Raw genomic sequence first — 24,355 nt, forward strand, 5'->3', positions numbered from 1 at the left:
AATAATCCAGCGCCGACGCGGTGGAGATCGCCACCGGCGTCGAGGCCGGATCGGGACGCAGCCGCAGGTCGACGCGGAACACGTAGCCGTCAGCGGTGCGGCTGTTCAGCAGCCGCGCCAGCCCCTGCGTCACGCGGACGAAGAACGGCTGCGGCTCGAAGTCGGGCGCCACCGTCGGCGCCGCCAGATCGAAGAACACGATCAGGTCTATGTCGCTGGAATAGTTCAGCTCGCCGGCGCCCATCTTGCCCATCGCCAGCACCACCAGCCCGCTGCCCTCCTCGGGGCGGTCGGCGCAGGGTGGCTTGAGCCGGCCGCGGGCGGCCTCCTGGCGCAGCAGGAACCGCAGCGCACATTGCACCGAGGCGACCGCGAGATCGGTCAAGGCCTGGGTGATGCGCATCACCGGCCAGACGTCGCCGATGTCGCACAGCGCGATCAGCAAGGCGGCTTCCGACTTCATGCGGCGCAGCGCCTGCATTGCCTCGGCCTCGCTCGCGGCCGCGGCGACGGCGGCGCGGCCGCCCTCGATCAGTTCGGCGAGCCGGAGGTCGGGATCGCAGCGCAGCAGCCGCAGCAGCCGCGCCGGGTCGATGCGGATCAGATCGAACAGATAGGGCGAGGCCTCGGCGATCGACTGCAGCAGGATCTTGGTTTTGGGACAGCGCTGGATGATCGCCGCGATCGCCTCGGCCAGCGCGGCGTCGAGGTCGCCGAGCCAGCCGGCGAGCCGCCGCGCCGCATCTTCGGGCGCGAACAGCCGCGGCCCCGCTGCGAAACGCCCTGCCAGCTCGATATGGTCCGCGGCGGTCGCGGAAAGGGTCATGCCGTTGTCTGTTCTGGATGATGGATTGGAACGGCAAGTCCATCACCCGCGCGGGCGGGAATTGCAAGCGTTGCGCGCAATCCCGGGTCGGCATCGGTCAGCCGCAATTCGCCGCCATGCAGGGTGGCGACCGCCGAGGCGAGGCTGAGCCCCAATCCGGAGCCGGGCTGGGTGCGGCTGGCCTCGAGCCGCACGAAGCGCTGCACCGCGTGCTTGCGGTCGGGCGCCGGGATGCCGGGTCCGTGGTCGATGACGCCGAGCAGCACCTGATCGCCGTCGCGGCGCGCTTCGATCACGATCTCGCCGCCGGGTGGCACCGCGTCGGCGCCGAGCGGCTGCGCCTCGGGCTGCGGCCGGCCGTATTTGATGGCGTTTTCTACGAGGTTAGCCAGCGCCTGGCTGATCAACTCGCGATTGCCGTGCAACGGCGCCGGCGCGGCGTCGACCTTGAGCGTCAGGCCATTGTCCTCGGCCAACGGCTCATACAGTTCGTGGATACCGTTTGCGATCTCGGCGGCGTCGAAATCCGCCATATCGCCGCGCGCCTGCCCGGATTCCGCGCGCGCGATCATCAACAGTGCGTTGAAGGTGCGGATCAGCCCATCGGACTCCTCGATGGTGCGTTCCAGCGCGGCGCGATATTCGGCTTCGTTGTGCGACTTCGCCAGCGCCTCCTCGGCGCGGTTGCGCAGCCGCGTCAGCGGCGTCTTCAGATCGTGGGCGATGTTGTCGGAGACTTCCTTCAGCCCCATCATCAGCGCCTCAATGCGCTCCAGCATGGCGTTGAGGTTCTCGGCCAGCCGGTCGAGTTCGTCGCCGCTGCGCCCGACCGGCAGCCGGCCGGTGAGATCGCCGGCCATGATGCGTTGCGTGGTGCCGGTCATGGCGTCGATCCGGCGCAACACACGGCGCGCCACGAACACGCCGCCGCCGAGCCCGAGCACCACCACGATCAGCACGCTCCACTGCGCCGCCGACGCCACCACGCCGAACAGCCGCCGGCGTTCCTCGAGATCGCGCCCGATCAACAGCCGGAAGCCGCCGCTCAATTCGGAAACGCGTACCAGCGCGCGGTGATGCGGCGCGTCGGAATCGTCCAACCTGCGATAAAAGGTTTCCGACCAGCCGGTGGTCGCCATCACGCCGGGCGCCAACTCGCCGACATTGCCGGCCACCGCCTGGCCGTTCGGCGTGGTGATCAGATAGAGATTGGCGCCGGGTCGCAGCGCGCGGTTCTCGATGGTGAACACCAGCCCGCGCAGGCCGCGGCGGGAGAAGATGTCGCTGATCTCCTCCATCTCGCCATTCACCGTGGTGGTGATCTGGTCGGTGATCAGGCGGTGCGTGTTCCAGGCGAAATAGGCCAGCAGCGAGGCGGCAAACAGCGCGAACAGAAACAGATAGACCAGCGTCAGCCGAAACGCCGTGGTGCGGATCAGTTTGCCGAATGCGGTCACGGGCGGATCTTACAAGCCATTGAGAATGTTGAGGTCATTCCAAAAGCCGGTTTTAGCCGCTTTCCGCCGCCGTCTACAGTGACAAATTGTTCACCGGCTGCCCGCGGCGCTTGCACGGCGCCGCTGACCGCGCCACCTCGCTCAGCGCCGGTGCCGGGTCACGCCGCCCGCACCGTGTCGAGGAACTTGCTGACCTCGGCCTTGAGCTGGTCGCTGTCGCGCGACAGCGATTGTGCCGCCGCCAGCACCTGCGAGGACACCGATCCGGTTGCCGCGGCGCCGCGTTGCATGTCAGTGACGTTGGCGCTCACTTTGCTGGTGCCGTCGGCGGCGTGCTGCACGTTGCGGGAGATTTCCTGGGTCGCTGCGCCCTGCTCCTCCACCGCCGAGGCGATCATCGATGAAATCTCCGACATTCGCCCGATGGTGTCGCTGATCTCGTTGATGGCGTTCACCGATTCCTGGGTCGCCGCCTGGATTCCGGTGATCTGCTGGCCGATCTCGCCGGTCGCCTTGGCGGTCTGTTCCGCCAGCGCCTTGACCTCGGAGGCCACCACGGCAAAGCCGCGGCCGGCATCGCCGGCCCGCGCCGCCTCAATGGTGGCGTTCAGCGCCAGCAGATTGGTCTGCCCGGCGATAGTATTGATCAGTTCGACGACGTCGCCGATGCGGGCCGCGGCGCTGGCCAATTCGCCGACCCGATCGTTGGTCTTGCGCGCCTGATCCACCGCCTCATGCGCGATCCTCGCGGATTCCTGCACCTCGCGGCTGATCTCGTTGACCGACGACGCCATCTGATTGGTGGCGGCGGCGACCGACTGCACGTTGGAAGAGGCCTCACCCGACGCCGCGGCGACCACCACCGACAGCTGCTGCGTGCTCTCGGCGGTCTGCGTCAATCGTTTGGCCTCGGCTTCCAGTTCCGTCGAGGCCGACGACACCGTCTCGATGATGTTGCCGATGGCGCCTTCGAAATGGTCGGCCAGGGTGTCGAGGTCCTGCTTGCGCCGCGCCGCTGCGACCTGGTCGAGCCGCGCCCGCGCCTCCGCCTCGTCGCGCGCCTTGCGCTCGGCGTTGTCGCGGATCATGCCGATCGCATTGGCCATGCTGCCGATCTCATCGCCGCGGTCAGCGCCGGGAATGCTGATGTCGTGAGCGCCACCGGCGATCTTCTGCATCGCTGCGGTCATGCGGACCACCGGCCGGATCACACCCAGCGCGATGCCGAAAATCCCGATCGCAATGATCAGTACCACGAGGGCCGATACGCTCCAGACCCATGTCGTCACGGCCGCGACCTGCTGCGCCGCGGCAGCTTCCAGCGCGGCGTTGCCGTCATTGGCCGACTTGACGATCTCATCGATAATCGCGCGGTGCGCGTTGTAGGCTGACGCCAGCCGCAGATAGGCCTTGTCGGCGGCGGCGCGATCCTGCTTCTGCAGCGCCGGCAGCAAGTCGTTTTCAAGTGCGTCCCAGAAGCTACGCACCTCAGCGTCGGATGTCCGCGTCAGCTTCCGCTTCAGCGCCGGCTCGAGGTCGGAGTCCAGCCAAACGGCGTGGCGCTCATCGTATTCCTGATGCAGTTTGACCAACCGTTGCCGATGCGCAGCCAGGTTGGCGGGGTCGTGCAGCGCCAGCGTCGCCTCGAGGAAGGATTCGATGACGTATTCCGGCGGCGGCAGGATATCGGCGACCAGATCGTTGCCGAGCTTGATCTGCGAGTACAGCGGACCGCCGACGCGGACCTGCTTGTTGCCGTATTCGCTGACGGTCAGAATGGCGGCGAGCCCAAGAGCGGTCACCAGCCCGAACAGCACGATCGAAGTGGAAACCGAAAGACGGCGGCGGGGGGCGGTCGGTGTCATATCAAACCTCTGAGAATTCCAAAATCGACGAGAACCCGGTCAGAGGTTTAGTCAGACTCGCTTGGGAGTCTGCCGCCAAGGTCGTTTGGATGCATCGATGAAAGGAACGGGATTATCGTTTTGCGCCTCCGGATCGGACGCGCTTTCGGGCGACTGAATGCGCCGCAATGTCTTTCGAAAGAATTGATGCCGGATCGTCACGCGCAAGCAGCGCAGATTGGCAGCGCGGAATACCGTCATCACGCAGGAGAGAAGCGACGAGAAACGCGGCGGCAACGACTACGCTTACCAGCTGCAATTGCGAGCTGCAGGCGAGGCCGCGATGACGCGGACGCGATCGGAGGATAGCTCAGCCGCCATCCCTAATCATATACCCCGCGCCGCGAATGGTATGCAGCAGCGGCCGCTCGAAGCCCTTGTCGATTTTCGAGCGCAGCCGCGAGATGTGCACATCGATCACGTTGGTCTGCGGATCGAAATGGTAATCCCAGACGTTCTCCAACAGCATGGTGCGGGTCACCACCTGCCCGGCGTGCTTCATCAGATATTCGAGCAGCCGAAACTCGCGCGGCTGCAGCGTCAATTCGTCGTCGCCGCGGGCGACCCGGTGCGACAGCCGGTCGAGTTCGAGATCGCCGACCTTGTAGCTGGTCTCTTCGGCGGGCCCGCCATGACGGCGCGACAACACCTCGACCCGCGCCAGCAGTTCGGCAAACGCATAAGGCTTCGGCAGGTAATCGTCGCCGCCGGCGCGCAGGCCCTTGATGCGGTCGTCGACCTGGCCGAGCGCGGAGAGGATCAAGGCCGGGGTGCGGTTGCCCTTGTCGCGCAACGTGCCGATCACCGACAATCCGTCGCGCTTCGGCAGCATGCGGTCGATCACCAGCACGTCGTAGTCGCCGGAATCCGCCAGTGCCAGCCCCTCCTCGCCGTCGGCGGCGTGGTCGGCGATGTGGCCGACCTCGCGAAACGCCTTGACCAGATAGTCGGCGGATTCGCGGTCATCCTCGATGATCAGCAGGCGCATCTCGGTTTCGGATTGGGGCAAGGCGGGTTTGCTTTCTATCACCATGGCGCGGCGAGACCCACCATGCAAGCGGGGCGCCGCGGCGGCCGGAGAAACGGGCGGTGAGGCTTGGGGGAACCTCACCGCCCGCCGCGCCTTCCAACGGAGGGGGGCATTCTCCACCGGAAGGGATCGGTGGGGACGGGCCTAAAACCCGTCCCCCGGAGTGCGCCGTCGGCGGGGGCGACAGCCGGCGACGCGCCCCATCAGTAAACTCCGGGCCGATCAGCCCTTCGCCAACGGCACCGCGACGAAGCGCGAGGAGCCGCCGCTGCGAACCCTGATCAGCACGCTGTTCTTGTTCTCGGTCTTGGCGGTGGCGAGCACGTCGCGCACCTCGGAGGGACTGGCGACGCTCTTGCCGGCGACCTCGAGAATGACGTCGCCTTCCTTGAAGCCGCGCTCTGCCGCGGCGCTCTTCGGGTCGACCTCGGTCACCACCACGCCATCCTTGCCGGCGCCGGCCACCGAGCCGGCGGGCGCCAGCGTCAGGCCGAGCCGCGGAATGTCGGAGCCGCGCGTCAGGTCGCCGTGATCGCCCTGGTCGATATCGGCCTTGGCTTCGATCGTATTCGGCAACTGCCCGAGCGTCAGATTGACCACCTTGTCCTGACCCTTGTGGATGACGTTGAGCTTCACCGCATTGCCCGGCGCAAAGGCGCCGATGGTGCGGGCGAGTTCACGGGCATCCTTGACCGGGGTGTCGTTCACCGCGGTGATGACGTCGCCCGAGGCGATGCCGGCCTTGGCCGCCGGACCATCGGGCTGCGGCTCGGCAACCAGCGCACCATCGGCCTTCTTCAGCCCGAGGCTGTCGGCGATCTCCTGGGTCACCGGCTGAATTTGCACGCCGATCCAGCCGCGGCTCACCGAGCCCTTGTCCTTGAGCTGCGCCACCACCGTCTTCACGGTCGAGGCCGGGATCGAGAACGCGATGCCGACGCTGCCGCCGGACGGCGAATAGATCGCGGTGTTGACGCCCATCACTTCGCCTTCGGTGTTGAACGCCGGGCCGCCGGAATTGCCCTTGTTCACCGGAGCGTCGATCTGGATGAAATCGTCATAGGGGCCGTTGCCGATGTCGCGGCCCGAGGCCGAGACGATGCCGGCGGTGACGGTGCCGCCGAGCCCGAACGGGTTACCGACCGCGAGCACCCAGTCACCGATCCGCGGCTTGCCTTCGGCCAATTTGGCGAACGGGAAATTGGAACCGCTCTCGACCTTGATCAGCGCCAGATCGGTGCGCGGATCGGTGCCGATCACCTTGGCCTTGAAGGTGCGGCCATCGTCGGTGGTGACCTCGACCTTGTCGGCGCCGTCGACCACGTGATTGTTGGTCACCGCATAGCCGTCGTCGGAGATGAAGAAGCCGGAGCCCTGCCCGGTCACCGCGCCGCGGCCGCCACGACCGCCGCGCAGACCGGGCGGCAAGCCGTCCGGGCCGCCGAAGCGGCGGAAGAAGCGTTCCATCGGCGAGCCGGGCTGGAACGGCGAATCCTCGGCGCTGTCGTCGTTCTTGGCGACCTTCTCGTTGATGTTGACCTTGACCGAGATCACCGACGGCTTCACCCGCTCGACGATGTCGGCGAAGCCGATCGGCTGCGCCACCTTGCGCACCTCGTTGTTGACCTGGGCCTGGGCGGCGGTGCTGAACACGTTGAAATGGTCGGGGGCGGGGCTGAGGCCATAGAGGCCGGCGCCGAGGCCTGCGACCACCGAGGCCATCAGCGCAAATTTCCGCGCCGAAAACAGCGAACGGCGCGCCGGGCGATACGACGGAAGCGAGGGCAATTCGGTGGGACGGTCGGTCATTCGAAATTTCTCCAAAACCTTGAAATCGACGGCGCGGCGGGGGCAGCGCGCCTTGTGGCTCTGAAGATGGGGTGTCGCGCCTTACCGCGCGCTGGCGGGGGAATTAAAGTTTTGTAATTTTGTCCGCCACGCCGGTCGGCGTGCCGCGGTTTGTCCGCGTTCGGACAAGCAATGTCGGGAATCGCGGCTGCATTGTCGCATCGCCGATTTCCGACAATCTCTCAAGTCGTTGATTTCACGCGCATTCCCCTTGGCCTGCTTCTTGCCAAGCAGCGAGCGAGGGACGCCCCCAAGGCGGTCCGCGTCATCGTCATCAAGAAACGGAGAGCGTCGTGGCCAATATTACCTTCTCATCGCCAGTGATGGCGAGAGACGTCACTGTCTATGCGGTTGCCGGCGACCGCGGCACCATTCTGGCGGTCGCCAAGTCGCACAAGATTCCGATCCCGTTCGATTGCCAGGACGGCGAATGCGGCTCCTGCCTGGTGCAGGTCGAGCATTTCAATCCGCGCGCCAAATACGCCGTGGCGCTGACCGAAAAAGAGAAAGAGGTGCTGAAGCAGCTCGGCAAGATCACCAAAGACGAGATCCAGAACGCCGAAGTCAACGACATGCCGCCGCGCTACCGGCTGGCCTGCCAGTGCTTCGTGCGCAACGAGGATATCCTGGTTTCCTTCGAGGGCGACAAGACGCTGCCGGCGCAGCGCATGCACGTCACCAGCGCCGCCAGGAACTACAAGGGCGGCACCGAGATCAACACGCTGGACGAGTTCTTCGGCTACGCCGCCAAGGTCGAGGAAGACGCCGCGCTGAACTACGATCAGCTCGCGACGGCGATGGAGGGCGCCGGCAACACCGAGGTCGCCAAGCTGTTCAAGCAGCTCGCCGACTTCTCGCGGCTGCATCTTGCCGAGGTGAAATCCCGCGCCGGCTCGATCGATCTCAGCAAGAACGTGCCGCCGGACTACGCCTGGCCCAATCACGCCACCCCGGAAAGCACCGCCGCGTGGGCGGCCGATCTGTCGATGTCGCGGCTCGGCGGCCTCAAGGTGGCGTTGCAGGGCGAGCGCCGCGGCTACGAATTCTATCGCGCCATCGAAGCGACCTCGAAGAACCCCGACGTCGCCGCCGCCGCCAAGGAATTCGTCAGTGAAGAAGCTGAACACGTGAAGATTCTCGAGGCCTGGATCACCCAGGAAGAATGGGCGATCAAGAACGCCAACGCCCACGAGAACGCCTGAAGCGCCGGTCGGCGTCGATCAAGCCGGAGCGCGATTAGCACGCAGACGTGCTTTTCGCGCTCGCGCTAATTTTTGTGCAGGATGCCTTTGCTAACCGCTACCCCCCTTGGCGGAACCTAAGCTAAGAGGGAATGAACCGCGGAGGGACTACAATGGATACAGTCGAAGAATTTCTCGCCCACTCGATCAAGCTCGAACAGGAAGCCGCGCTGCGGTTCGGACAGCTCGCCGACGCGATGGAATCCTGCGGCAATCGGGAGGTCTCAAAGCTGTTCCGGCAGTTGTCGGACTATTCCCGCATGCATCAGGCCGACGCCCAGGCCCGCGCCGGCTTCCGCGACATTCCGCAGATCAAGCTCGACGAGTTCGAATGGCCCGGACTGGAGAGCCCGGAGACCGCCGCGATCTGGGGCACCGACCCGTTCATCAGCCGCGACCTTGGCCTCGAGATCGCGCTGGAAGCCGAAACCAGCGCGTTCGACTGGTACAAGAACGTGCTCGACACCACCACCAATCCCGAGATCAAGGCGTTGGCCAAGGAGTTCGTCGCCGAGGAAGCCGGTCACGTCGCCGAGCTGCACCGCTGGATCGCCATCCACAAGGCCGGCGAGGCGCTGCCGCAGGAAATCGTGCCGTTCTGAGGGTGGGACCGATCTGGTCGCAACCACATCAGGCACTGAATTCTGCCGTCGCGAAGCGCTTGCGATGAAGCAATCCGGGGCTGCGCATATAGCACCTGGACTGCTCCGCTGCCATCCGCGTAGCTGATCAGGCACGGCCCATTCAGGGCACCAGTTCGGCCGCGGCGCGCTGCATGTTTTCTGACATCTCGGCGGTGACCACGCTCTGCTCTTCCACCGCGGCGGCGGTCGAGTTGACGAACTCGCCGACGCCGGCAATCGCCGCCCGAATCGACAGCAGCGCCCCCACCACGTCTGCCGAAATGCCGTTCAGCGAACCGATTTCGAAGTTGATCTTGTCAGTCGCGGTCTTGGCCTGCGTCGCGAGCGTCTTGACCTCGGACGCCACCACTGCGAAGCCGCGACCCGCCTCGCCGGCCCGGGCCGATTCGATCGTGGCGTTAAGCGCCAGCAGATTGATCTGTCCGGTGATGCTGCCGATCAGTTCGACAATCCCGCCCATCGCACTGGCCGCGTCGGCAAGCCGCTTGGCCTGCAACTCCGCGGATTCGACCTGGGCGACGGCGGCGTCCGCGCTGTGTCGGGATTTCTCCATCGTCTGCGCAATCTCGCAGATTGATGAACTCATTTCCTCGCTGCCGGCGGCCACCGACTCGATGAAGCCACGGGCATTTTCCGCCTTCTTGCGGCCAATCGCTTCCGCGGTCACGTCGGAGGCGAATTTCACCACCTTGAACGGGTGGCCGTCGAGATCGAGGATCGGATTGTAGGACGCCTGGATCCAGACTTCGCGTCCGCCTTTGCCGATGCGCTTGAATTCACCCGATTGGTACAGCCCGGCCTTCAGATTTGTCCAGAATTCCGCATAGGCTGGGCTGGCGCGGTCCTCTGCGGTGACGAACATGCTGTGATGCTTGTTCTGGATTTCGCTGAGCGAATAGCCGAGCGTGTCGCAGAATTTCCGGTTCGCGGTCAGCACGATTCCGTCGAGGCCGAATTCAATCACCGCCTGCGACTTGCGGATCGCGGCGATCTGGCCGTCGGAATCGGCCGCCTGCAGACTTTGCGCAGTGATGTCGGTGGCGAATTTCACCACCCGGAACGGCTTCCCGGCGACGTCCAACACCGGATTGTAGGACGCCTGGATCCAGATCTCCCTGCCGCTCTTGCCGAACCGCTTGAATCGGCCGGCCTCGAAGTTGCCGGCATTCAGGCGCGCCCAGAATTCGCGATAGGCCGCGCCGCCAGCTGCGGCGCCGACAAACATGCTGTGGTTCTTGCCCTGGACTTCGGCCAGCGTGTAGCCCATCGTTTTGAGGAAATTATCGTTGGCGGTGATGATCGTGCCATCGAGCTGGAATTCGATCACCGCCTGCGATCTGTTCAACGCGGCGATCTTGCCGGCATCGGCGAGGCTCTTGATCTTCAGTTCGGTGATGTCGGTCGCGAATTTGATCACGCTGGCGGGCTTGCCGTCGGCGTCCAGCACCGGATTGTAGGAAGCCTGGATCCAGATTTCCTCGCCCGTCTTGGTGATGCGGCGGAATTCGCCGGACTGGTATACGCCGCGATTGAGAGCGGCCCAGAAGTCGCGATAGGCCGCGCTCTTCTGCACCTCCGGCACCACGAACATGCGATGGTTCTTGCCCTGGATGTCCGCCATTCGATAGCCGAGGAGATCGAGAAATTTCTCATTGGCGGTGATGATGGTGCCATCGAGCTGCAGCTCGATGATCGCCTTCGACTGATTCAATGACGCCATCCGCGCTACAGCGGCTCGATCCTCGGCGTCGCGAAATATGCCAAACATAGGGAAAGATGTCCTTACTTGAGAGTAGCTCTCGCAATGTCGCTGCGGTCGACCAGGCGCCAAGCGGCGCCGAACACTTCCATACGGCTCGTCTGCGAACGACGTCATCCTGTGTTGGCGACCCAAATTTTGTATTAAACTGATAACTCTTTTCGGCCTCGTAAGACTACCAACGATGTCGCCGACCCGACTTTGTCGGTGACGGTTGTCGCAGCCCGGCCGAGCATGTGCGCACAGCTGAGCAGAACAGCGCCGACGAACATGGCGGTCGACGCGGCCAACTGGTCGGTGTCGTGGATTTGAATCAGGCTTTGCGATCGGCCGCAGCGTCACCGATCAGTCGCGCGAGCAGCGCCTCCGCCTCGGCACTGCGACGGCTCGGCTCCCCACGGGAGGCCGACTGGACGCGGCGCCGTCCCAACCACAGCGCCGGCACGCCGCCGCTGAAGTGGATCCCGGTTCGCGTGAAGAAAACGCGTCAAAACAACAATCCAGAGCTCCGGTTCTGATTCTATCAGAACCGGAATAGCTCTAGCATCCGGCAGGCTGGCGAAGAACATCGCCCGGCCGCGAGCTTACGCCGGCCACGCCCTGACGAATCGGTCGCCGCTGGTCTAAGGAACTGGATTGTCGTCGCGGCGCTTGACGTCCGGCAACTGGTTCCATGGCAAGCAGGCGTCGATGGCTGATATATGGGTTCGCAAGTCGCTGAGCGATCTTCGCGCGGAGGCGGCTGTCGCCGAGATGGACGCGCACGGCGGCCATCTCAAGCGGTCGCTCTCGGCGCTCAATCTTGTTGCGCTCGGGGTCGGCGGCATCGTCGGGGCCGGCATCTTCGTTCTGACCGGCCACGCCGCCGCCGCCAATGCGGGCCCCGCGGTGTTGCTGTCTTTCGTGCTCGGCGCCTTCGCCTGCGCCTTTGCCGGCCTGTGCTACGCCGAGATGGCCTCCACCGTCCCGACTTACGGTGATCGCAATTTTCCTGGTCTGCGCTGCGCCGATGGTGAGTTCTGCGAACTGGGTGACGGCGGGCAATCCCGACGGCGCGTTCATTCCGCCGAATGCCGGCACCGGGATTTTTGGATGGTCCGGGGTGCTGCGCGGCGCCGCGGTGGTGTTCTTCGCCTTCATCGGCTTCGACGCGGTTTCGACCACCGCGCAGGAGGCCAAGAATCCGCAGCGCGACTTGCCGATCGGCATCCTCGGCTCGCTGGCGATCTGCACCCTGCTCTACGTCGCGGTCGCCTTCGTGCTGACCGGCATCGTGCCCTATGACAAGCTCAACGTGCCCGATCCGATCGCGGTCGGGATCGACGCCGCCGGCATCAGTTGGCTGTCGCCGATCGTCAAGCTCGGGATCGTGACCGGACTGACCTCGGTGATCCTGGTGCTGCTGCTTGGGCAGACCCGGGTGCTGCGGGCGATGGCGCATGATGGCTTAATGCCAAAGCGCGCGGCGGCGACGCATCCGCGATTTCGCACCCCGCACATAGCCACCATCATCATCGGCATCTTCGTCGCCGGGCTGGGCGGCGTGCTGCCGATCGGCCTGGTCGGCGAGTTGGTCAGCATCGGCACGCTGTTCGCATTCGCGGTGGTCTGCGTCGCCGTGCTGGCGATGCGGATCAGGCATCCCGAATATCAACGCCCGTTCAAAGCGCCGGCGATCTGGCTGGTGGCGCCGGCGGGCGCCGCGGTGTCGTTCGTGCTGATGCTCGGGCTTCCGCTCGACACCTGGCTGCGGCTGGCCGCCTGGCTGGCGATCGGGCTGGCGATCTACGCCTTCTACGGCCGCCGTCACAGCAAGGCGGCACAGCGGCGGTAACGCAGCGGGCGGGAGCGCTACGCCGGCTCGCGCGGCGACGGCTGCTCGTCGATCAGCCGCTCCAGCCGCGCCTGTTCGTCGGGCGACAGTCTTAGCAGCGCGTCAGCATTGCCGCCGGCGGCCTGGGATTTCCGCCGGCTGTTCAGCCACAGCGCCAGCACGCCGCCGCCCAGCAGCAGCGGCGGCAACAGCCACAATAGCAGCGTATGCAGCTCGAAGCGCGGCTTCAGCAGCACGAACTCGCCGTAACGCGCCACCAGAAAATTGATCACCTGGGAATCGCTGTCGCCGGCGCCGATCCGCTCGCGCACCAGGATGCGCAGGTCCTTGGCGAGCGGCGCGTCGGAATCGTCGATCGACTGGTTCTGGCAGACCATGCAGCGCAACTCGCGCGACAGATCGCGCGCCCGGCTCTCCTTGACCGGATCGGCCATGATCTCGTCGGGCTGCACCGCATGGGCGGGCGCGCCGCCGATCAGCAGCGACGCGGTCAAAACGGCTACGCGAAATCGCTTCACCTGATCACTCCGCCGCCTGCAACGCGCGCGGCTGTTTCGCCGGCTTCGGCGCGCCGACCCGCAACCGGCGGTCGGACAGCGACAATAGCCCGCCGAACGCCATCAACAGCGGCCCGAACCAGATCAAGAGCACCATCGGCTTGTGATAGATCCGCACCGCGATGCCACCGTCGGCGGCAGGCTCGCCGAGCGAGATGTAGAGCTGGCTCGCGCCGCGAGTCAGCAGCGCCGCCTCCGAGGTGGAGGAGCCGCGCGCGGCGAAGCTGCGCTTCGACGGCGTCATCACACCGACCGGCTGAGCGGCCTCGGTGACCGTGAACTGCGCCAGCATCTCGCGGAAATTCGGTCCCTGGCGCTGCTGCAGGCCGTCGAGCTTCAATTCATAGCCGGCGAGCCTGGCGCTCTGCCCCGGCTTCATGGTGCCAATATATTCGCTGTTCCAGGTGGTCTCACAGACGATCCCGATCAGCGCCACACCGACGCCGGCATGGGCGAAAGCGGTGCCCCAGGTCGAGCGCGGCAGGCCGGCCGCGCGGCGCCACACGATGCCGAGCGGATTGCGGAACAGGCCGATGCGCTCGACCAGATCGACCAAGGCGCCGGCGATCACGAACACCGCAAGCCCGATCGCCAGCGGCGCCAGCGTGCTACCGCCATGCACGAAAGCCCACAGCAGCGCCATCGCGATCAAGCCGGCGACGCCGGCGGCGATCAGCCGCTGCGCCGCGCCGACCAGGTCGCCGCGCTTCCACGCCAGCAACGGCCCGAATGGCACCGCCAGCAACAGCGGCACGAACAACGGCCCGAAGGTCAGATTGAAGAACGGCGCGCCGACCGAGATCTTGTCGCCGGTCAGCACTTCCAGCGCCAGCGGATACAGCGTGCCGATGAACACCGTGGCGCAGGCGGTGGTGAGGAACAGGTTGTTGAGCACCAGGGCGCCCTCACGCGAGATCGGCGCGAACAGCCCGCCTTGCTTCAGGCTGGAGGCCCGCGAGGCGTAAAGCGAAAGACTGCCGCCGATGAACACGCAGAGAATTAGCAGGATGAACACGCCGCGGGTCGGATCGGTAGCGAAGGCGTGCACCGAGGTCAAGACGCCGGAGCGCACCAGGAAGGTGCCGAGCAGCGACAGCGAGAAGGTCAGGATCGATAAGAGGATGGTCCACACCTTCAGCGCGTTGCGCTTCTCCATCACCACCGCGGAATGCAGCAGCGCGGTGCCTGCCAGCCACGGCATCAGCGAAGCGTTTTCGACCGGGTCCCAGAACCACCAGCCGCCCCAGCCGAGTTCGTAGTAGGCCCAGTACGAGCCCATCGCGATGCCGAGGGTCAGGAAGATCCAGGCCATCAGCGTCCACGGCCGCACCCAGCGCGCCCAGGCAGCGTCGACCCGGCCTTCGATCAGGGCGGCAATCGCAAAGGAGAACGAGATCGAGAAGCCGACATAGCCGAGATAGAGCATCGGCGGATGGATCGCGAGGCCGATGTCCTGCAGCACCGGGTTGAGGTCGCGGCCCTCGATCGGCGGGTTGTCAAGCCGCAGGAACGGGTTCGAAGTAATCAGGATGAACAGATAGAACGCGGTGGCGATCCAGGCCTGCACCGCCAGCACATGGGCGCGCAGGCTGAGCGGCAGGTTGTTGCCGAACGCGGCAACCAGGCCGCCGAACAGCGCCAGGATCGACACCCACAGCAGCATCGAGCCTTCGTGATTGCCCCACACGCCGGTGATCTTGTAGAGCAGCGGCTTGGCGGAATGCGAGTTCTCGAACACGTTGGCGACGGAAAAATCCGAACTGACGTGCAGCATCACCAGCGCGGTGAACGAGAAGCCGACGAACAGCAATTGCGCCAGCGCCGCGGAGCGCGCGACGTTCATCAGAGCGGGATCGCGCAGCCGCGCGCCGAGCACCGGCACGCTGGCCTGGATCAGCGCCAGCCCGAGCGCCAGCACCAACGCGTAGTGGCCGGCCTCGGCGATCATCGCGCGGCTCCTTGCGCCGGCGTTGCGTCGGACCGGATGTCGGGCTTGGCATCGGGTTTGGCGTCCGATTTGGCGCCGGACTGCTCCTGCCAGCGGCCCTGTTTCTTCAGCGCGTCGGCAACCTCTTTCGGCATGTAGTTTTCGTCGTGTTTGGCCAGCACGGTGTCGGCCTTGAACACGCCGGCTTTATCCAGCGCGCCCTCGGTCACCACGCCCTGCCCTTCGCGGAACAGATCCGGCAGGATGCCCTTGTAGGCCACCGGCACCATGGCGTTGCCGTCGGAGATCTTGAAACTCACCGCGAGATCATCGCCGCGCACCAGGGTGCCCGGTTCCACCAGGCCGCCGAGCCGGAACCGCTTGCCCGGGGCGATGTGCTGCTCGGCCACCATCTGCGGGGTGGAGAAGAACACGATGGAATCGCGCAGCGCGTTCAACACCAGCGCCACCGCGACGGCCAGCACCGCCGCCGCTCCGCCGATCATCGTCAACCGCCGCTGCTTGCGCGTCATGTTTATCCGTCCAGTCCGAGGCTCTTCACGCCGGCGTCGAGTTGTTTCAGCCGCTCGTCCTTGCCGGCGAGCGCCTGGCGCGCTTCGGCGAGCGCGCCCTTGGCCTTGTCGCGGTCGCCCATCACCATATAGGCGCGCATCAGCCGCAACCATCCCTCGACGTCATCACCGTTTTGTTTCAAGCGCGTCGCCAGCCGGTCCACCATGACCTGGATCATGGCGCCGCGGTCGGCTTCGCTCATGCCTTGCGCTGCGGCGACGGCCTCGTCGGGCGGCGGCGGCATGGTCGCGCCGCTCACCCGCGCCAGCGCGCTTTGCACCAGCGGCCGCCACGGCGCCTCCGCCGGCGCCTTGTCCAGCATCTTGCGCCAGATTGCGGCGGCGTCATTGGGCCGGCCGTCCTGCTCGGCCGACAGGCCGAGGAAGTAGCGCGCCTTGACCTCGTCGGCATCGAGCGCCACCGCGCGTTCGAATTCCGCCTTGGCCTCGGCGGTGATCACGCCGCCGGCGGCCGCGGCGATGGTCTCGCCGAGATCGGCGCGGCGTTCGGCGCTGTCCGGGCCATAGGTCAGCGCGTTGCGATAGGCCTGCACCGCGTCCTCGAACCGGCCGAGCCGCGCCAGCACCGGCGCCAGCACGGTCCAGCCGCGGGCATCGGTCGGGTTCTTCTCCAGATGGGCCTCGACCTTGGTCACCAGATTGTCGAGCGGCTCGGTGGCGCTGGGTGCGCGGGCGCGCTGCGCCAGCGGAACATCGGCCATCCGCGGCGAGCCGAGCGGCAGATAGAACGCCACCGCCAAGAGCGGCAATCCGACCAGCGCCAGCACCGACACAGCGCGGCGCGCGCCGTTGCGGGTCGCTGCCGGCGGCGCCCGTTCGGTATCGGCGGCGCCCAGCAGGCGACGGCTGATCTCGACCCGGGCGGCCTCCGCCTCAGGCGCGCCGATCAGCCCGACCGCGGCGTCGCGATCGATCTCGGCGAGTTGATCCTTGTAGACATTGGCCTCGGTGCCTTCGCGCTGCGGTCGCGGCCTTCGGCCGAGCGGCCACACCACCGCGAAGATCGCCGCGGCGGTCATCATCGCGAACACGAACCACAGCGTCATGCAAGCCCGTTCCAGTGCAAGCGCGCGCCCCGCGGGCGCCGGATGGCGTTTACACCATGACCAAGGCTGCGGCGCAATTGCCTTTTGCGCCCCGGTGCTCAAGGAAAATACTTGTGAATGAAGGCGTTAGATCAGCTCGCCCGGTTCGGCTTGCGTTCTACCACGACCATGGCGTTGTCGGCCGCCCGGCTCATCAGCGAGGCATAGTCCTGGCCGAACAGCGCCTCGCAGAACCGGATCGCCGCCTTGACCTGCATCTGCCGGAAGCCGCGCACCCGGGGATCGCCGCCGCGCAGCGCCTGCACCAGCGCCTCGGTGGACTTTTCGACATATTGCTGCAGGTCGGAATAGGTCCGCAGCGTCACCTCGTTGATCGCCAGTTCGCTGGCATAGGTGCGGCACACCGCGACAAAGGCGATCAGCGCCAAGACCTCGTCGACCTCGCCCGGATCGATCTTGGTGGTCGCCGCGATGTCCTTGTCGGGACGTTGCCGCAACAGCCGGCGCACCCGGCCCGGCACGCTCTCGATCTCGGATTGCAGCGAATTGGAGATGTCGACCCGGATCGCCGCCATCTGCCGGCCCCAGACCGAATCGTTGCGCAGATCGAGTTCGGTGCGCACGCCGCGCATGCCGTCATGCACCACCTTCAGCCGTTCGGCGAAATTCTCGAACTGACCGCGCTTGATCTGGGCGCGCAGCTCGGCGGCCAGTTGCGACAGATCGTGCAGCGCCATGGTGACGGCGACGCCGAGCGGGATTGCCGCAACCCGCACCTCGTCGTCGGAACTGGCGATCCGCACCGCGATCCGGATGACCTGCCAGGAGGCCGACAGCCGCTGCATCACCAGCGACAACGCGAACGGCAAGACCTGCGGGGTCTGCAGCGACGGAACGTTGAGGGTGGCGATCACCGAATTGACCTGGCCGTCGCCGAACGCGCCGAGGCTGCCGGGCAACTTCTCGGACAACGCGTCGAGCGCGTCACGGTTTTTCAGCACCGCGCCGATCGCGCGCAGATCCTCGACCACCGCGGCCGAACCGATCCGGGCCAGCATGCGCTGGTTGTCGACGCCGGGGGCGACGGTGGTGGCCTCGGCGATGGCGTCGCCGGCGGCCATCTGCAGCTTGCGGGTCGCCTGGGCGATCTCGGCGGCCGTTCCGGCGCCGCGCAGTCTTGCCAGCGTCGCCTCGAACTCCGCGGTTGCAGCAGGCGCGCCGTCGCGCCCGAGCCATTGCCAGATCGGCAGCAGCGAGGCGCGGCGGATCTGCCCGGGCCGCACCGCGCCGGAATGTTCGACCAGGAACGGCTCCAGCGGACGAAACAGCAGCCGCGCCGGGTCGTCGGTGCGCGCCGGCGCCTCCTCGTCAGTGCCGCGGACGATCTGGCGCAACTGGCCGAGCACGAAATTGGCGACCGTGGCGTCCTCGCCGCGCTCGATGGCGCGCTCGAACTCCCGGATCAGCAGCGCCTGGGCCTGCGGCGGCAGCTGCGCGAGATAGTCTCTGAGACGCTCGGTCGATGTCTGACTCATTCGCCCAAATCTGCAGGCTGAGGCTCCGCACGCCCATCAGCGCGCGCCGGTCCGCACGTTTCCATGTGATCGACGCCCCGCGGCGTCACCGCAAGTTCTAACAGGATCGTCGTTAAGAAGCTCTTGAGGAGCGTATAACGCCGCCGAAGTCAACGACCGGGTGCTGATCGCCGGCGGATAACCCGCGCGCGCCGGCAGGCCCGGCCGGCGGTGCGCGAAACGCCGGCGGCGATGCGCGAGAGCTATTTCGGTTCTGAGAGAATCAGAACCGGAGCTCTAGATTGTTATTTTGACGCGTTTTCTTCACGCGAACCGGGATCCACTTCGCTCGAAAACGCTATAGCTGGAGACGGTCCAGGGGGCGTCGGGACCGTGGCAGGCGGTGCCGCGGGCGATCTCGAGCTGGCCGGCGATGGTCACGGTATGAGAAAAGCCGCGGCAGGTCGCGCCCTGCCGGACATAGGCGGGACCGGGCACGATATTACCGTAGCGCCCGGAAGCCGGATTGCGCCACGGCACCGGCGCGCCGGGGGCGCCATTGTCCAACGCCTCGATCTGCGCCTGATAGGCCAGCCGGCGGTCGTCGTCGTCAAGCCTGGCGCCGATCTTGGCCCCGATCATGCCGCCGAGCGCGGCCTCGGTCACCGCTACCGCGGCATCGCGCTCGCTGGCCCGGCCATTGGCGGGCGGCGCCGCGCTGAACGCCCGGGTCAAGCCGCCCGTGCCCAGCCCGCCGCTGGTGACGTCGCAGCCGCCGAGCGCAACTGCGGCAAGCAAGATCAATGCGGCATCGGTGCGGATCATGACGGGTCCCAGGAGCGGCGCAGGCCGGCGAGCGAAGCAGTGCACCAGTCGGAACCGACAATTCGGGCGGGATCGGGGCGAAACGATGCGTTTAACCCTCACGCCCCCGGCAGCAGCAGTTCGGCGCGCAGGCCGCCGATCGGGGCCTCTCCGAGCTTGAGGCTGCCGCCGTACAGCGCGGCGAGGTCGGTGACGATCGACAGCCCGAGCCCCGAACCGGGCTTGGATTCGTCGAGCCGTTGGCCGCGGCGCAGCACCTGGGCGCGCTCGGCCGCCGACAGCCCGCGGCCGTCGTCGTCGACCACGATGCGCAGCACCGCCGCCGGATCGGCGGTGCCGGCCGGCTCCAGCGCGACCTCGATGAACACCCGCGCTTTCGCCCATTTGCAGGCGTTGTCGACCAGATTGCCGACCATCTCCTCGAGGTCCTGGCGCTCGCCGCGGAATTTCGCCGCGGCGGCGGCCTCGACGTCGATCGCAAGGCCGCGCTCGCGGTGGATCTTGTCCATGGTGCGGCGCAGCGCCTCGATCACCGGCGCGACCTCGGTGACGGTGCCGACCACCGTCAGCCGCGCCGCGATCCGCGCCCGCTGCAGATGGTGGGTGACCTGGTCGCGCATCACGTCGGCCTGTTCCAGCACCTTGGCGGCGAAGGCATCGCCAGGATGGGTCGCGGCCTCGTTGATGATCACCGACAGCGGCGTCTTGATGGCGTGCGCCAGATTGCCGACATGGGTGCGCGCGCGCTCGACGATCTTGCGGTTGGCGTCGATCAGCGCGTTGGTCTCGCGCGCCAAAGGCGCGATTTCGACCGGGAATTCACCCTCCAGCCGCTCGGCGCGGCCGGAGCGGATGTCGGCGATGGAATCGGAAATCCGTTTCAGCGGCGCAAGGCCAAAGCGGACCTGGAAGATCGTGGTCAGCACCAGCCCGATCGACAGCGCCAGAAAGGTGCCGGCGAGGTAGTAATCGAAGGTGCGGGTTTCCTCGAAGATCTCGGTGGCGTCGCCGGCCACCGTGACCAGGAATTTGCCGTCGGCGCCAAGATCGACCGGCCGCTCCACCATGCGCAGGTTCTGGCCTTCGGGGCCGTCGACATAGCCCTGGCGGACCCCGGCGGCGGTGAGTTCGACGCCCTGCTCCTCCAGCCGCGACAGCTTGCGGTCCCACAATGAGCGCGAGGCGCGCAAGTCCGGCTTGTCGGTATCGGTGCGCGCGATCTGCCAGTACCAGCCGGACAGCGGCAGATCGAACAACGGCTCGCCGAGCGACTGGAACTGGCGCTCCGGCGGCTCGTCCGGGGTCGCCACCTCGGCCACCAGGGTGCGCAGATAGAGATTGAGCCTGCGGTCGAAGGCGCGCTCGGAGGCCTGCCGATACACCGACGACAGCACGATGCCGGTGATCGCCAGGATCACCACCACCCAGGCGGTGGCCGACAGGAACAGCCGTGTGGCAAGCGAGCTGCCGCGCATCAGCGCATGATCCAGAGGCACATTACGGGGTGGCGCGTCATCCCGTCACAACAAACCAAGCCGCCGGCCGGATCAAGACCGATGATCGGCGGCGGGCGCCGGCGCCGCTGTCGGCGGCGTCAATAGATAGCCGAGCCCGCGCACGGTCTGGATGATGTCGACGTCGAGTTTCTTGCGGATGCGGCCGACGAACACCTCGATGGTGTTGCTATCGCGGTCGAAGTCCTGGTCGTAGAGATGCTCGACCAGCTCGGTGCGCGACACCACCCGCCCGGTGTGATGCATCAGATAGGCCAATAGCCGGTATTCGTGCGACGTCAACTTCACCGGATTGCCGTTGACGCTGACCCTCCCGGTGCGGGTGTCGAGCACCACCGCGCCGCAAGTCAGTTCAGATTGCGCGTGGCCGGCGGAGCGGCGCAGCAGCGCCCGGATCCGCGCCAGCACCTCCTCGAGATGAAACGGCTTTGCCACGTAGTCGTCGGCGCCAGCGTCAAAACCCTGCACCTTGTCGCTCCAGCGATCGCGCGCGGTGAGGATCAAGACCGGCATGGCGCGGTGGTTGCGCCGCCAGGCTTCCAGCACCGAGATGCCGTCCATCTTCGGCAGGCCGATATCCAGCACCACCGCGTCGTAAGGCTCGGTGTCGCCGAGGAAGTGGCCCTCCTCGCCGTCGAAGGCGCGGTCGACCACATAGCCGGCGTCGGTCAGCGCGGTGGTGAGCTGACGATTGAGGTCGGGATCATCTTCAACGACGAGCAAACGCAAGACCGTCTCCGCTGGTTGTTAGTTTCGGGCGAAACGCCGGCTTGCAGATGAGACGCGGTGGCGTGAATGACCGATGAACGACACCGCGCCGAAATATTACTTTTTCTTCACGACGGCCTTCACCAGCTTCTCGATCACGCCGGGCACGTCCTGCCCGGTGGCGGCGGAGACCTTTTCGCGGGTGCGGCCGCCGATGTAGACGCCTAGCACGCCGAATCGAAAGCCCCAATAGGTCACCAACAGCGCGGTGGCGCCGACCAGCGCGTTGATGGTGGCGACGTCGCCGGTCCAGAATTCATGGATCAGCACCGCCCACAACGCCGCGCATTCCAGCGTCAGCTCCCAGGCATAGGCCGGCCGCCACCAGCGCTGCACCATGTCGTCGCTGCCGATCTCGGCGCGGATGGTGGCCTGGGTCTCGGCGATCGCGGTGCGCTGGGTCTCGGCCTCGGCGCGGATCATCTCGACCCATTGCGCCTCGGCCTCGGCGAGTTTTTTCGGATCGGCCGCCGGCAAGGCGGCCTGCAACGCGGACGGCGTCGGCTCCGCCTGGCCCAGCACCTGCGCCAGAATGCTTCCGGCGGCGCCGCCGAGCGGGCCGCCGAGTGCGGCGCCGAGCAGCGGCGCGCCCTGCGCGATCACCTGTTTGGCAAGATCGTTCCAGTCCATAGTCAGCTCCTCCTGAAAGCCGCGGTGAGTGCGGCGGCGACGCGTGCCAACAGCGACCGGGCCGGCACCGCTGCGGCCGGAGCCGCCGCCGGCGCGATCGCCGGCACCGGGTCGCGCGGCAACGCCGCGCCCGACCGGGGTTTGAGCGGCGCGGGCTTCGCGGCCACCGGGACGGTGGCCAGCGCCGCCTTCCATGTCGAAAGCCAGGCTTTGCGCTGCGCCAGCCCGACGCTGCCGCCGTTCAGCCGTTTGGTGACGCCAACCACGTCGTCGGCCTGGGCGAACGGCAGGCAGCCGCAGGCGATGAAATCGGCGACGCCGCAGTCCAGGAAATGTTTTGGCGCCAGCACCAGTTCGGGATGGTTGACGAGGTCGAGCCCGGTCGCCTTGGCGAGCCGCGCATAGCCGTCGCGGCCGGTGGTCTGGGCGGCGCCGCGGCCGCGGAAAGTCCAGCCGTCGTCGGAGCCCGCCCGGTTGCCCATCCGGCCGTTATAGACCTTGTTGGCCAGCGCCTTCGGATTGTGCGCGTAGGGCGCAGCGCTCGCCGTGGTCGGAAACCGCGACGGCCACACCTGCATCATCCGGCCAGCCGTGTAGTTGAGGTTTTCCACCACCTCATGGCCGGCGCCGCATTCGTGGGAGATCTGTGCCATGACATGCGCCACCAACAGCGGCGAGGTGATGCCGTGGCGCGCGAACACCGCCGGCGCCGCCGCCGCGATGCCGTCGCGCAGCCCCGGGACGTTCTGGTCGCCGTCCGGCCACAGCCGCAGCAATGCCTCGCCAAAAGACGATGCGCTCATGCGAAACTCCTTGATTTGAAGGACGGTTCGATAAGGGACGTTGTTGTCCGGAGAGCATCGGGCGACACAGTCTGGCCATCCGCGGTGCGGCAACCAATCGCCACCCGCCGGCCGGCGTGCCGAGCGGTCAGCTTGACAATGCGGCGGTTTTCAGCCGGATTGTGCGCGCAGAAATTGTGGGGCACCGGGTTATGGAAAAACGCCAGCTGCGAGCCTTGACGGGATTGCGATTCCTCGCCTCCGGCATGATCGTGATCGGCCATATTCAGGGCAAGTTCGGACTACCCCGGTTCGACACCATCATCTTCGGCCAGGGCGTCTCGATGTTCTTCGTGCTGTCGGGGTTCATCCTGACCTACAGCTATCCAGAACTCGCTACCGCCCGCGACAAGTGGAAATTCTTCCTGGCGCGGTTCGCGCGGATCTGGCCGGCCTACGCGGCGACGGCATTGCTGGCGATCTGGATCTATCCGCAACCGTTCGATGCCTGGCGCTGGTTTTCCAACGCGGTTCTGATCCAGGCCTGGATTCCGGTCGCCTTGTACGGCCAGTCGCTGAACGGGCCGAGCTGGAGCATCTCGACCGAATTCGCCTTCTACCTGCTGTTTCCGTTTCTGATCGCCAACCTTCGCAAGGATTGGTGGCTCAAGCTGGCCGGATCGCTGGCGCTGGCGCTCAGCCTGATCGCGTTCTGCTATGTCTGGCCGATCAAGGACTACGCCGACGGCGACATGGGCGTCACCTCCGCGATGTTGCTCTACATCAGCCCGCTGCCGCGGTTCTTTGAATTCGTGCTCGGGATGTGCGCTGCGTTAGGCTGGCTACGGTTCGGCCGCTACGTTCGGCTCGGCGAGGTGTCCGGCACGGTGCTCGAGATCGTGGCGGTGACGATCTTCTTCACCACGTCGTATTGGGCCCCTTACGCGCTGATGCTGCTGCCCTGGATGCAGATCGGCGCCGGACCGATGTGGTTCGGCAATGCCGGCTCGAGCGCGCTGCCCGCGGCATTTCTGATCTTCGTGCTGGCCTGCCAGCGCGGCCGTGTCAGCCGCTTCCTCGGCAACACCGTGATGGTGTTCCTCGGCGAGACCTCGTATTCGGTCTATCTGGTCCACGTCACCGTGGTCGGATTCATGCTACAATCCCTGCCGGGCCTGGTGGCGCTGCCCGGCCCGCTCGGCCTGATCGTGTATTGCGCGGTGACGCTCGGCACCGCCACCGCGATCTGGCTGGTAATCGAGCGCCCCTGCCGCGCGGCGATCGTCAAATGGGGCAGCCTTGCGCTACCGGCCGCCCCGCGCAAACCGAGCCATGCCACGATTGCCACTCCGCTGCCGGCCGCCGGCGGTCCGATCAATTAGCGGTGCTCACCGAGCTTTGCCCTGGCGCGTTCGATCGGCCGATCGAGCAGCACCAGCGCGAGCGACAACACCAGCGTCGCCACAACGATGATCGCAGCTCTTTTCCGATAATTACAAGGTTCGGCCGGCGACTTAGCTGTGGAGCCTCAACAGGTTGTCCTCGGACAGAGCGAGGCGACTGATGGGTGTTTGTGATTTTATCCCACCGTGTGGCCGATGCCAGTTGTATCTATGCAGCCAGACCGGCAGTTCGAGGGCGCGGCGTTGTGAGGTC

General features: G+C 66.3%; 20 protein-coding genes and 2 pseudogenes. 4 read left to right on the top strand and 18 right to left on the bottom strand.

The genetic code is table 11. The features are described from left to right. The 5 genes and pseudogenes from VGC77_RS12675 to VGC77_RS12695 all read right to left on the bottom strand — a co-directional run. A pseudogene (locus VGC77_RS12675) lies at positions 1 to 826 on the bottom strand (bifunctional [glutamine synthetase] adenylyltransferase/[glutamine synthetase]-adenylyl-L-tyrosine phosphorylase); the annotation flags it as partial. Continuing rightward, positions 823 to 2,283, bottom strand: a complete 1,461-nt coding sequence (locus VGC77_RS12680) for a sensor histidine kinase (protein ID WP_331171927.1) — start codon at positions 2,281 to 2,283, stop codon at positions 823 to 825. The pseudogene VGC77_RS12675 and the gene VGC77_RS12680, both read right to left, overlap by 4 nt. A gap of 158 nt (positions 2,284 to 2,441) precedes the next feature. Then, positions 2,442 to 4,148: a HAMP domain-containing methyl-accepting chemotaxis protein gene (locus tag VGC77_RS12685; protein ID WP_331171928.1), complete on the bottom strand. Its 1,707-nt coding sequence runs from the start codon at positions 4,146 to 4,148 to the stop codon at positions 2,442 to 2,444. 349 nt (positions 4,149 to 4,497) lie between these two features. Further along, positions 4,498 to 5,175, bottom strand: coding sequence for a winged helix-turn-helix domain-containing protein (locus VGC77_RS12690; RefSeq protein ID WP_414709655.1), 678 nt, complete (start codon positions 5,173 to 5,175; stop codon positions 4,498 to 4,500). Between the two features lie 264 nt (positions 5,176 to 5,439). Then, entirely contained in the window at positions 5,440 to 7,026 is a 1,587-nt protein-coding gene (locus tag VGC77_RS12695; protein WP_331171930.1) for a Do family serine endopeptidase, read from the bottom strand. A gap of 332 nt (positions 7,027 to 7,358) precedes the next feature. On the opposite strand from VGC77_RS12695, the gene VGC77_RS12700 reads away from it, so the two are divergent. Together VGC77_RS12700 and VGC77_RS12705 are read left to right on the top strand one after the other, a co-directional pair. Then, the gene (locus tag VGC77_RS12700) at positions 7,359 to 8,267 is read left to right on the top strand and encodes a ferritin family protein (RefSeq protein ID WP_331171931.1); all 909 of its coding nucleotides are present in this window, start codon (positions 7,359 to 7,361) and stop codon (positions 8,265 to 8,267) included. 152 nt (positions 8,268 to 8,419) lie between these two features. Next, positions 8,420 to 8,908: a ferritin-like domain-containing protein gene (locus tag VGC77_RS12705; RefSeq protein ID WP_011472302.1), complete on the top strand. Its 489-nt coding sequence runs from the start codon at positions 8,420 to 8,422 to the stop codon at positions 8,906 to 8,908. Between the two features lie 142 nt (positions 8,909 to 9,050). On the opposite strand, the gene VGC77_RS12710 is transcribed toward VGC77_RS12705, so the two are convergent. Together VGC77_RS12710 and VGC77_RS12715 are read right to left on the bottom strand one after the other, a co-directional pair. Continuing rightward, positions 9,051 to 10,670, bottom strand: coding sequence for a methyl-accepting chemotaxis protein (locus VGC77_RS12710; RefSeq protein ID WP_414709654.1), 1,620 nt, complete (start codon positions 10,668 to 10,670; stop codon positions 9,051 to 9,053). 579 nt (positions 10,671 to 11,249) lie between these two features. Continuing rightward, a complete protein-coding gene (locus VGC77_RS12715) occupies positions 11,250 to 11,849 on the bottom strand; it encodes a hypothetical protein (RefSeq protein ID WP_331171945.1) in 600 nt (199 codons plus the stop codon). Between VGC77_RS12715 and VGC77_RS12720 the strand changes: the two genes are divergently transcribed. Next, positions 11,740 to 12,543, top strand: coding sequence for an APC family permease (locus VGC77_RS12720; protein ID WP_331171944.1), 804 nt, complete (start codon positions 11,740 to 11,742; stop codon positions 12,541 to 12,543). The genes VGC77_RS12715 and VGC77_RS12720 overlap by 110 nt on opposite strands. Before the next feature lie 17 nt (positions 12,544 to 12,560). On the opposite strand, the gene VGC77_RS12725 is transcribed toward VGC77_RS12720, so the two are convergent. The 10 genes from VGC77_RS12725 to VGC77_RS12770 all read right to left on the bottom strand — a co-directional run bounded on the left by VGC77_RS12725 (position 12,561) and on the right by VGC77_RS12770 (position 22,720). Continuing rightward, positions 12,561 to 13,061 (bottom strand): cytochrome c-type biogenesis protein, encoded by a 501-nt coding sequence (locus VGC77_RS12725; RefSeq protein ID WP_331171933.1) that lies wholly within the window; start codon positions 13,059 to 13,061, stop codon positions 12,561 to 12,563. A gap of 4 nt (positions 13,062 to 13,065) precedes the next feature. Continuing rightward, positions 13,066 to 15,048 (bottom strand): heme lyase CcmF/NrfE family subunit, encoded by a 1,983-nt coding sequence (locus VGC77_RS12730; protein ID WP_331171934.1) that lies wholly within the window; start codon positions 15,046 to 15,048, stop codon positions 13,066 to 13,068. Then, positions 15,045 to 15,560: a cytochrome c maturation protein CcmE gene (gene ccmE / locus VGC77_RS12735; RefSeq protein WP_331171935.1), complete on the bottom strand. Its 516-nt coding sequence runs from the start codon at positions 15,558 to 15,560 to the stop codon at positions 15,045 to 15,047. The genes VGC77_RS12730 and ccmE overlap by 4 nt, the downstream gene beginning before the upstream one ends. 2 nt (positions 15,561 to 15,562) lie before the next feature. Next, on the bottom strand, positions 15,563 to 16,666 hold the full coding sequence (ccmI, locus tag VGC77_RS12740) for a c-type cytochrome biogenesis protein CcmI (RefSeq protein ID WP_331171936.1): 1,104 nt from the start codon (positions 16,664 to 16,666) through the stop codon (positions 15,563 to 15,565). Between the two features lie 131 nt (positions 16,667 to 16,797). After that, positions 16,798 to 18,201: a hypothetical protein gene (locus VGC77_RS12745; protein WP_331171937.1), complete on the bottom strand. Its 1,404-nt coding sequence runs from the start codon at positions 18,199 to 18,201 to the stop codon at positions 16,798 to 16,800. Positions 18,202 to 18,504: 303 nt separating this feature from the next. Further along, the gene (locus VGC77_RS12750) at positions 18,505 to 19,005 is read right to left on the bottom strand and encodes an RT0821/Lpp0805 family surface protein (protein ID WP_331171938.1); all 501 of its coding nucleotides are present in this window, start codon (positions 19,003 to 19,005) and stop codon (positions 18,505 to 18,507) included. Positions 19,006 to 19,103: 98 nt separating this feature from the next. Beyond that, positions 19,104 to 20,480 carry a sensor histidine kinase gene (locus VGC77_RS12755; RefSeq protein ID WP_331171939.1) on the bottom strand — a complete coding sequence of 459 codons (1,377 nt, stop codon included), beginning with the start codon at positions 20,478 to 20,480 and terminating at the stop codon, positions 19,104 to 19,106. Between the two features lie 72 nt (positions 20,481 to 20,552). Further along, the gene (locus VGC77_RS12760; protein ID WP_331171940.1) at positions 20,553 to 21,248 is read right to left on the bottom strand and encodes a response regulator transcription factor; all 696 of its coding nucleotides are present in this window, start codon (positions 21,246 to 21,248) and stop codon (positions 20,553 to 20,555) included. A 96-nt stretch (positions 21,249 to 21,344) separates the two neighbouring features. Beyond that, the gene (locus VGC77_RS12765; protein WP_331171941.1) at positions 21,345 to 21,917 is read right to left on the bottom strand and encodes a 3TM-type holin; all 573 of its coding nucleotides are present in this window, start codon (positions 21,915 to 21,917) and stop codon (positions 21,345 to 21,347) included. 2 nt (positions 21,918 to 21,919) lie between these two features. Then, positions 21,920 to 22,720 carry a glycoside hydrolase family 19 protein gene (locus VGC77_RS12770; RefSeq protein WP_331171942.1) on the bottom strand — a complete coding sequence of 267 codons (801 nt, stop codon included), beginning with the start codon at positions 22,718 to 22,720 and terminating at the stop codon, positions 21,920 to 21,922. A 215-nt stretch (positions 22,721 to 22,935) separates the two neighbouring features. Between VGC77_RS12770 and VGC77_RS12775 the strand changes: the two genes are divergently transcribed. Then, positions 22,936 to 24,081: an acyltransferase gene (locus tag VGC77_RS12775; protein WP_331171943.1), complete on the top strand. Its 1,146-nt coding sequence runs from the start codon at positions 22,936 to 22,938 to the stop codon at positions 24,079 to 24,081. A 132-nt stretch (positions 24,082 to 24,213) separates the two neighbouring features. Here VGC77_RS12775 and VGC77_RS12780 read toward each other — a convergent pair. Then, a pseudogene (locus tag VGC77_RS12780) lies at positions 24,214 to 24,355 on the bottom strand (IS481 family transposase); the annotation flags it as partial.

It is taken from the genome of Rhodopseudomonas sp., assembly GCF_036404135.1.
Taxonomy (GTDB): domain Bacteria; phylum Pseudomonadota; class Alphaproteobacteria; order Rhizobiales; family Xanthobacteraceae; genus Rhodopseudomonas_A.

Coding starts and splice junctions, on each gene's coding strand:
- VGC77_RS12685 (WP_331171928.1), bottom strand. CDS start 4,148: ATGACACCGACCGCCCCCCGCCGCCGTCTTTCGGTTTCCACTTCGATC.
- VGC77_RS12690 (WP_414709655.1), bottom strand. CDS start 5,175: ATGCGCCTGCTGATCATCGAGGATGACCGCGAATCCGCCGACTATCTG.
- VGC77_RS12695 (WP_331171930.1), bottom strand. CDS start 7,026: ATGACCGACCGTCCCACCGAATTGCCCTCGCTTCCGTCGTATCGCCCG.
- VGC77_RS12705 (WP_011472302.1), top strand. CDS start 8,420: ATGGATACAGTCGAAGAATTTCTCGCCCACTCGATCAAGCTCGAACAG.
- VGC77_RS12710 (WP_414709654.1), bottom strand. CDS start 10,670: ATGGCGTCATTGAATCAGTCGAAGGCGATCATCGAGCTGCAGCTCGAT.
- VGC77_RS12715 (WP_331171945.1), bottom strand. CDS start 11,849: ATGAAGGCGAAGAACACCACCGCGGCGCCGCGCAGCACCCCGGACCAT.
- VGC77_RS12730 (WP_331171934.1), bottom strand. CDS start 15,048: ATGATCGCCGAGGCCGGCCACTACGCGTTGGTGCTGGCGCTCGGGCTG.
- ccmE (WP_331171935.1), bottom strand. CDS start 15,560: ATGACGCGCAAGCAGCGGCGGTTGACGATGATCGGCGGAGCGGCGGCG.
- ccmI (WP_331171936.1), bottom strand. CDS start 16,666: ATGACGCTGTGGTTCGTGTTCGCGATGATGACCGCCGCGGCGATCTTC.
- VGC77_RS12745 (WP_331171937.1), bottom strand. CDS start 18,201: ATGAGTCAGACATCGACCGAGCGTCTCAGAGACTATCTCGCGCAGCTG.
- VGC77_RS12750 (WP_331171938.1), bottom strand. CDS start 19,005: ATGATCCGCACCGATGCCGCATTGATCTTGCTTGCCGCAGTTGCGCTC.
- VGC77_RS12755 (WP_331171939.1), bottom strand. CDS start 20,480: ATGCGCGGCAGCTCGCTTGCCACACGGCTGTTCCTGTCGGCCACCGCC.
- VGC77_RS12765 (WP_331171941.1), bottom strand. CDS start 21,917: ATGGACTGGAACGATCTTGCCAAACAGGTGATCGCGCAGGGCGCGCCG.
- VGC77_RS12770 (WP_331171942.1), bottom strand. CDS start 22,720: ATGAGCGCATCGTCTTTTGGCGAGGCATTGCTGCGGCTGTGGCCGGAC.